The following is a 5,330-nucleotide window of genomic DNA, read 5'->3' as shown; positions in this document are numbered from 1 at the left end:
TGATATAAGTAGCTTCAAAACCCAGTCGAACTTTATTGGCTTTGGGTAGAATCCAACCAACCATCACAAACGACAAAACCGCTACCATCGACGAAGCAATAAAATAGGGGAGCATCAATCTCCGAAAACTCGTTCCGCTACTCAAAATCGCTACGATTTCGGTATGAGCGGCCATTTGAGCAGTGAAGAAGACCGTCGAGATAAAAATCATCAACGGACTAATATAGTTTGCCCAATAAGGAGCAAGATTCGCATAGTACGAAAGCAAAATTGCTCGCATTGGAGCACTTTTCTGAATAAAGTCATCGTTTTTTTCTACGAAGTCAATCACCATGATGATAAGCACAATGACCAATACCGCAAAAAAGTATGTTTTCAGAAATCGCTTGATTAAATATTTATCGAGAATATTCATAATACCCCCCCGCCCCTAAAGGGGAGCCAAGGTTTTTGATTTATAAAATTTTATGCAAAGATACAGATTGTAGGTTTGGGAATGGGTTTATTAAGAAGTATTAACAAAAATCATTCGATTTTTAGGCTGATGAATACAAAATATTCTTGAAAAAATATAATATTTATTATTTTTGAAACAAATAAGAGCCTTATTACGTTTTCAGAAAAACCAAAAAATCTCAACAGTTATGCTAAAAATCACAAAAACATTCTTTCTAAGTATTTTATTTTTCTCTCTAATCAACTCAAACCTTTTTGCCCAAAGTGCTGATGCCGTGGTAGGTGTGTGGAAAAACGGCGAAGGAACAGGGATGGTACAAATCTATAAAAAAGGCGATAAATATTTCGGTAAATTAGTCTGGTTGAAAGTTCCAAACGACCCTGACGGTAAGCCACGAACCGATATTAATAACCCTGAAGCAAAATTACACAGCCGCCCTTTAAAAGGTTTAGAAAACCTGAGAGATTTTGTCTATAAAGGAGAAAATAAATGGGAAGATGGCAATATCTACGACCCAAAAACTGGCAATGATTATTCGTGCGAAATGAAATTAGTTGATGAAAACACGCTCGAAGTAAGAGGATATATCGGTGTTTCGCTTTTCGGAAGAACTGACGTTTGGAAACGCCAAGTAAAAAAATAATTGTGGAGCGAACATCCTGTTCGCTTAAATAATAAAAAGCTGTGTTGCTCAAAAATAGCAACACAGCTTTTTTATTAAGCAGATGATTGAAAATAGACTTTATTAATGAATGTTTTATGTTACTGTCGACTGTCGTCTATTGACTGTGGACTACTTTTACGGACTAACCAAATTTATACTAACATTAAAGTAAAGCGGATTTCCAAGCGAATTTACAATCAAAGGTTTTTCGTTTTTAACTGGATTTTGGGTCGAGAAACCATCAAAACGCCAATTATATCGCCAGCCAGCCTGTGCCGAAAGCCAAACAAAGCCCGCCAATTTCTTCTCGAAAGTAATTCTTGGTTTCATTTCTCCTCTACGCAAATATACGTCCTGCCCAGTATTGGCCACAAAGAAAGTATTTCCCTCAATTTCATAGCCCAACAACAAATACGAACTCGGACTGAAATTGCGACGAACATTAAATTTAGCAGGAAGGATTGTCTCGATACCCCATTTCTGATTAAACGTACGGTTGAGTAAAATCACAGGAATGTGCAATAGCTGCCCCGCACGATAAGTTCGAGTAACACCCACACCCCACATGAGATTATCGTTTTTCTTCCAACCGTAAATAGCCGTGCCGCTATACGTCATTCCTTTAGCGTCTAAATCGCCTAAGTTTCGGTAATTTCCGTTGAGGTCGGCATTTGCCTGGATAATCATAAAGTGCTTATTATCAAATGGTTTGAATACAGTTGCGTTGATTCCTGTACTATTCAAAGCTCTGATACCCCCATAAAATTTTGAATTTTCGGGCTTTTCGAGTTTCGCCGATGTATTCCAAAAGTTAAATCCTAAATTCAATATAAAATTTGACCTCGAAATCACGGGCGTATTCAGCCCCAGTCTGATTCCTCCGAATGAATTGACATGAGTGCTGGCAATCGAAGTCATTGCTGCATTTTCCGAACTCAAATGAAAAGGCAATTGTGCTTCGTATCCAACCGAGATAAGTTTAGTAGGAGATAAATAACTCACTTTTTGCGTACAAAAAGTGCGAATATCTTTATTATCAGCATCGCCGAAATCATCAAAATTTATTTCTTCCGAATTTGTTTTAGTGGTATCTGTTTGGGCAAAAGCCAAGCCATTCAGTAATATCATGGCCCACAAAATGCAGTATTTTTTCATAAAAAGTATTTTAGTGTTTGATAAAAATAGGTAATAGATATAATTATTTGGTTATGAAGTATAACAATTCATATTAAACATTGTTTCGCAATATACGACAGAGTTTTGTAAAGTGTTTATTCTTCGATACTTACCAACAAATTTTTGGCTACTTCATTACTCACAAAAATGGTAGTTTTGCCATCGAGTAAAATGCTATATGATTTATCAAAATCACTAATTTCCAGTACTTTAAGCCCGCAACCGAGCGTAATTTGTTGTTTGTCAAGGTGTTGCAGAAAAGCAGGCGAATGCACCGAAACTCCCATCATCACCACCGATTGATTGAGCGGAATTTCTGAAAGTTTCTGATAACTCACCGAAGGCATTTTTCCTTTGGCGTCAGGAATTGGGTCGCCGTGAGGGTCAAATTTTGGATTTTCCAAGAAATCATCTAAACGTTTGGTCAATTCCTTCGAGTCGATGTGTTCGAGTTGTTCGGCAATATCATGAATTTCGTCCCAGCCAAAACCCAACTTTTCTACCAAAAAAACTTCCCAAAGTCGGTGTTTTCTAATCACACCCAAGGCAATTTGCTCGCCTGCTTCGGTCAGCGTAACGCCTTGATATTTGCGATAATTGATATAATTTTTCTCGGCCAGTTTACGTAGCATATCCGACACCGAAGCCGCTTTGGTTTGCGTGTGTTCGGCTAACTGATTGGTACTCACTTCATTCCCGTTGTAACGTTCGGTGAGTAAGTATATGATTTTGAGATAGTTTTCTTCGGTAAAAGAGATAAGTTGATTGTCCACAGTCGATAGACGATAGTTTTAAAAAAATAGCCATAAGCTCAAAGCCAATAGCCAACCACTAAACAAAAGTACATTTTTAGTCTAATCAAACAAAATTTTAGACTAATCTAAAAATATATTTTGATTGGCAAATTTTTTGTTTTATGTTTGTATTGAAAATTGTGGATTTACAACAAATGGAAAAAAACATCGACATAAAAAATAAAGCGTGGCGTTCGACAACGAGTAGTCTGTCACTACCCGAAGTTCACGGTAGCATCACGGTTCATACAAAAGGTAGTTTTTGGAAAAAAATGTCGGCTTTTGTTGGCCCAGGTTTGATGGTTGCCGTTGGCTACATGGACCCTGGCAACTGGGCAACTGATATTGCGGGTGGTGCAAAATTTGGCTACACACTACTCTCAGTTATTCTGATTTCTAACCTTTTTGCCATGCTTTTGCAGCATTTATCGCTCAAATTGGGCATTGCTACGGGCAGAGATTTGGCACAGGCTTGTCGAGATTCGTATTCAAAACCAGTATCATTTATCCTCTGGATTTTGGCCGAAGTAGCCATTGCTGCTTGTGATTTAGCCGAGGTTATCGGAGCGGCGGTTGCTCTTAATTTGCTTTTTAATATTCCACTTACTTACGGAATTCTGATAACGGCCATCGATGTAATTTTTATATTATTCCTCCAAAACAAAGGTTTCCGCATCATTGAAGTAATTGTTGGAGGTTTAATTCTGATAATTTTACTATGCTTTGGCTACGAAATTTTGGCATCTCAACCCGATTTTGTGGCAGTTTCGAAAGGATTAATTCCGAGTAGCCAGATTGTTACCAACCCCGAAATGCTCTACATTGCCATCGGGATTTTGGGAGCTACCGTGATGCCTCATAATTTGTATTTACACTCGAGTATTATTCAAACCCGCAAGATAGAAGATACGCACGCCGCTAAGAAAAGTGCCATTAAATATGCCACTATTGATTCTACGGCTTCGTTGTTTATTGCGTTCTTTATCAATGCCGCTATTTTGATTATGGCAGCCGCAACATTTCATTTTACAGGAAATAAAGAAGTGGCCGATATAACCGACGCTTATATGTTGCTCGACCCAATTTTGGGCGTAAAATTGGCAGGGCTTTTCTTTGCTGTTGCATTGTTGGCGGCTGGACAAAACTCTACACTTACAGGCACCCTTGCAGGACAAATTATAATGGAAGGTTTCTTGAATATTCAACTAAAACCGTGGCTCAGAAGATTGATAACAAGGCTTTTAGCTATCGTTCCAGCATTAATTGTGGCAATTATTTATGGAGAAAAAGGAACTTCCGATTTATTGGTTTTAAGCCAAGTGATATTATCCTTACAGTTGAGTTTTGCGGTTGTACCTTTGGTAATGTTCACATCCGATAAACTCAAAATGGGTGAATTTGTAAACCCAGCCTATGTAAAATATACCGCTTGGGTAGTTACAATTATTATTATTGCCTTGAATAGTTATTTGTTGTTTGATACCTTGTTTTAAATTCGGTTCAAAATATAATTGGATTGTTTGCAGAGACAAGTCATTGCCTTGTCTCTACCCAAAAAATAGGGTATAAAAACGAAGGCTTCGCTTTAAGCGAAGCCTTCGCGAAGATTCCCATCATTCCTATTTTCACCCCAACAAAACATCTACACCAATCTCAAACGCAGGTAAAATAGGTGCTGCCGAGCAAATATCATTTTCGATACAAATCTTTACATCACGGCGAGAAGTATAAACATGAACTGATTTATTCTCTGGAAAAATCAACCAAACCACTTTGCTTTGAATGCTGCCCTGTCTTTCTTTAAAGTATTCGCTAATTTTATCATAAATATGATTTACTTGGTCATTTTTAGAAATTATGATAATCATGAATGTAGGAACTGGCTCAACCTCATCACACTGTGCAATATCTTCGGCACTAAAAAACATCAAATCTGATTTTCTAATTTGAGAGTCAGATGCTTTATCCATTTCTTGCAAAAGCTCTCCGCCAATCCGATGAGCGTCTGTTTTTAAAAACAGACGATTTAAAATATGAATCAATTTTAAGTGTTGTCTATTCATTCTCAAATTTTATCAGTTTCTTTATTTCTGACCATGATATTGAAATTTATAATCAAATTTAACGAAAAAATCCATTCAGAATCCTTAGTTGACGCATTTTATTCATCAAACTAAGTCTCCATATTGCCACCCATCTTGTAATCTTTATAATCGTGCTAAAAATAATTATTTAAAAT

6 protein-coding genes are annotated in these 5,330 nt (G+C 37.2%); 2 read left to right on the top strand and 4 right to left on the bottom strand.

The features are described from left to right. Positions 1-415, bottom strand: a 415-nt coding sequence (locus ACOVO2_RS21920; protein ID WP_421772022.1) for an LptF/LptG family permease, incomplete at its 3' end; no start/stop codon positions are given. Positions 416-644: 229 nt separating this feature from the next. On the opposite strand from ACOVO2_RS21920, the gene ACOVO2_RS21915 reads away from it, so the two are divergent. Continuing rightward, positions 645-1,100, top strand: coding sequence for a DUF2147 domain-containing protein (locus tag ACOVO2_RS21915; RefSeq protein WP_421772021.1), 456 nt, complete (start codon positions 645-647; stop codon positions 1,098-1,100). A gap of 156 nt (positions 1,101-1,256) precedes the next feature. On the opposite strand, the gene ACOVO2_RS21910 is transcribed toward ACOVO2_RS21915, so the two are convergent. Continuing rightward, positions 1,257-2,276 carry a DUF6268 family outer membrane beta-barrel protein gene (locus tag ACOVO2_RS21910; protein WP_421772020.1) on the bottom strand — a complete coding sequence of 340 codons (1,020 nt, stop codon included), beginning with the start codon at positions 2,274-2,276 and terminating at the stop codon, positions 1,257-1,259. A gap of 116 nt (positions 2,277-2,392) precedes the next feature. Continuing rightward, entirely contained in the window at positions 2,393-3,070 is a 678-nt protein-coding gene (locus ACOVO2_RS21905; RefSeq protein WP_421772019.1) for a metal-dependent transcriptional regulator, read from the bottom strand. Between the two features lie 176 nt (positions 3,071-3,246). Here ACOVO2_RS21905 and ACOVO2_RS21900 point away from each other — a divergent pair, with 176 nt between their 5' ends. Continuing rightward, positions 3,247-4,584 (top strand): Nramp family divalent metal transporter, encoded by a 1,338-nt coding sequence (locus ACOVO2_RS21900; protein WP_421772018.1) that lies wholly within the window; start codon positions 3,247-3,249, stop codon positions 4,582-4,584. Between the two features lie 132 nt (positions 4,585-4,716). Here ACOVO2_RS21900 and ACOVO2_RS21895 read toward each other — a convergent pair whose 3' ends face one another. Beyond that, positions 4,717-5,154, bottom strand: a complete 438-nt coding sequence (locus ACOVO2_RS21895; protein WP_421772017.1) for a Uma2 family endonuclease — start codon at positions 5,152-5,154, stop codon at positions 4,717-4,719. Positions 5,155-5,330 lie beyond the last annotated feature (176 nt).

The organism is Emticicia sp. (assembly GCF_049241225.1).
Taxonomy (GTDB): domain Bacteria; phylum Bacteroidota; class Bacteroidia; order Cytophagales; family Spirosomataceae; genus Emticicia.
Note: the sequence above shows the minus strand (reverse complement) of the source record. Positions and strands in the feature narration are given on the sequence as shown.

Bases quoted from the DNA above. Each gene is read 5' to 3' on its own strand.
- ACOVO2_RS21915 (WP_421772021.1), top strand. From the start codon at position 645: ATGCTAAAAATCACAAAAACATTCTTTCTAAGTATTTTATTTTTCTCT.
- ACOVO2_RS21910 (WP_421772020.1), bottom strand. From the start codon at position 2,276: ATGAAAAAATACTGCATTTTGTGGGCCATGATATTACTGAATGGCTTG.
- ACOVO2_RS21900 (WP_421772018.1), top strand. From the start codon at position 3,247: ATGGAAAAAAACATCGACATAAAAAATAAAGCGTGGCGTTCGACAACG.
- ACOVO2_RS21895 (WP_421772017.1), bottom strand. From the start codon at position 5,154: ATGAATAGACAACACTTAAAATTGATTCATATTTTAAATCGTCTGTTT.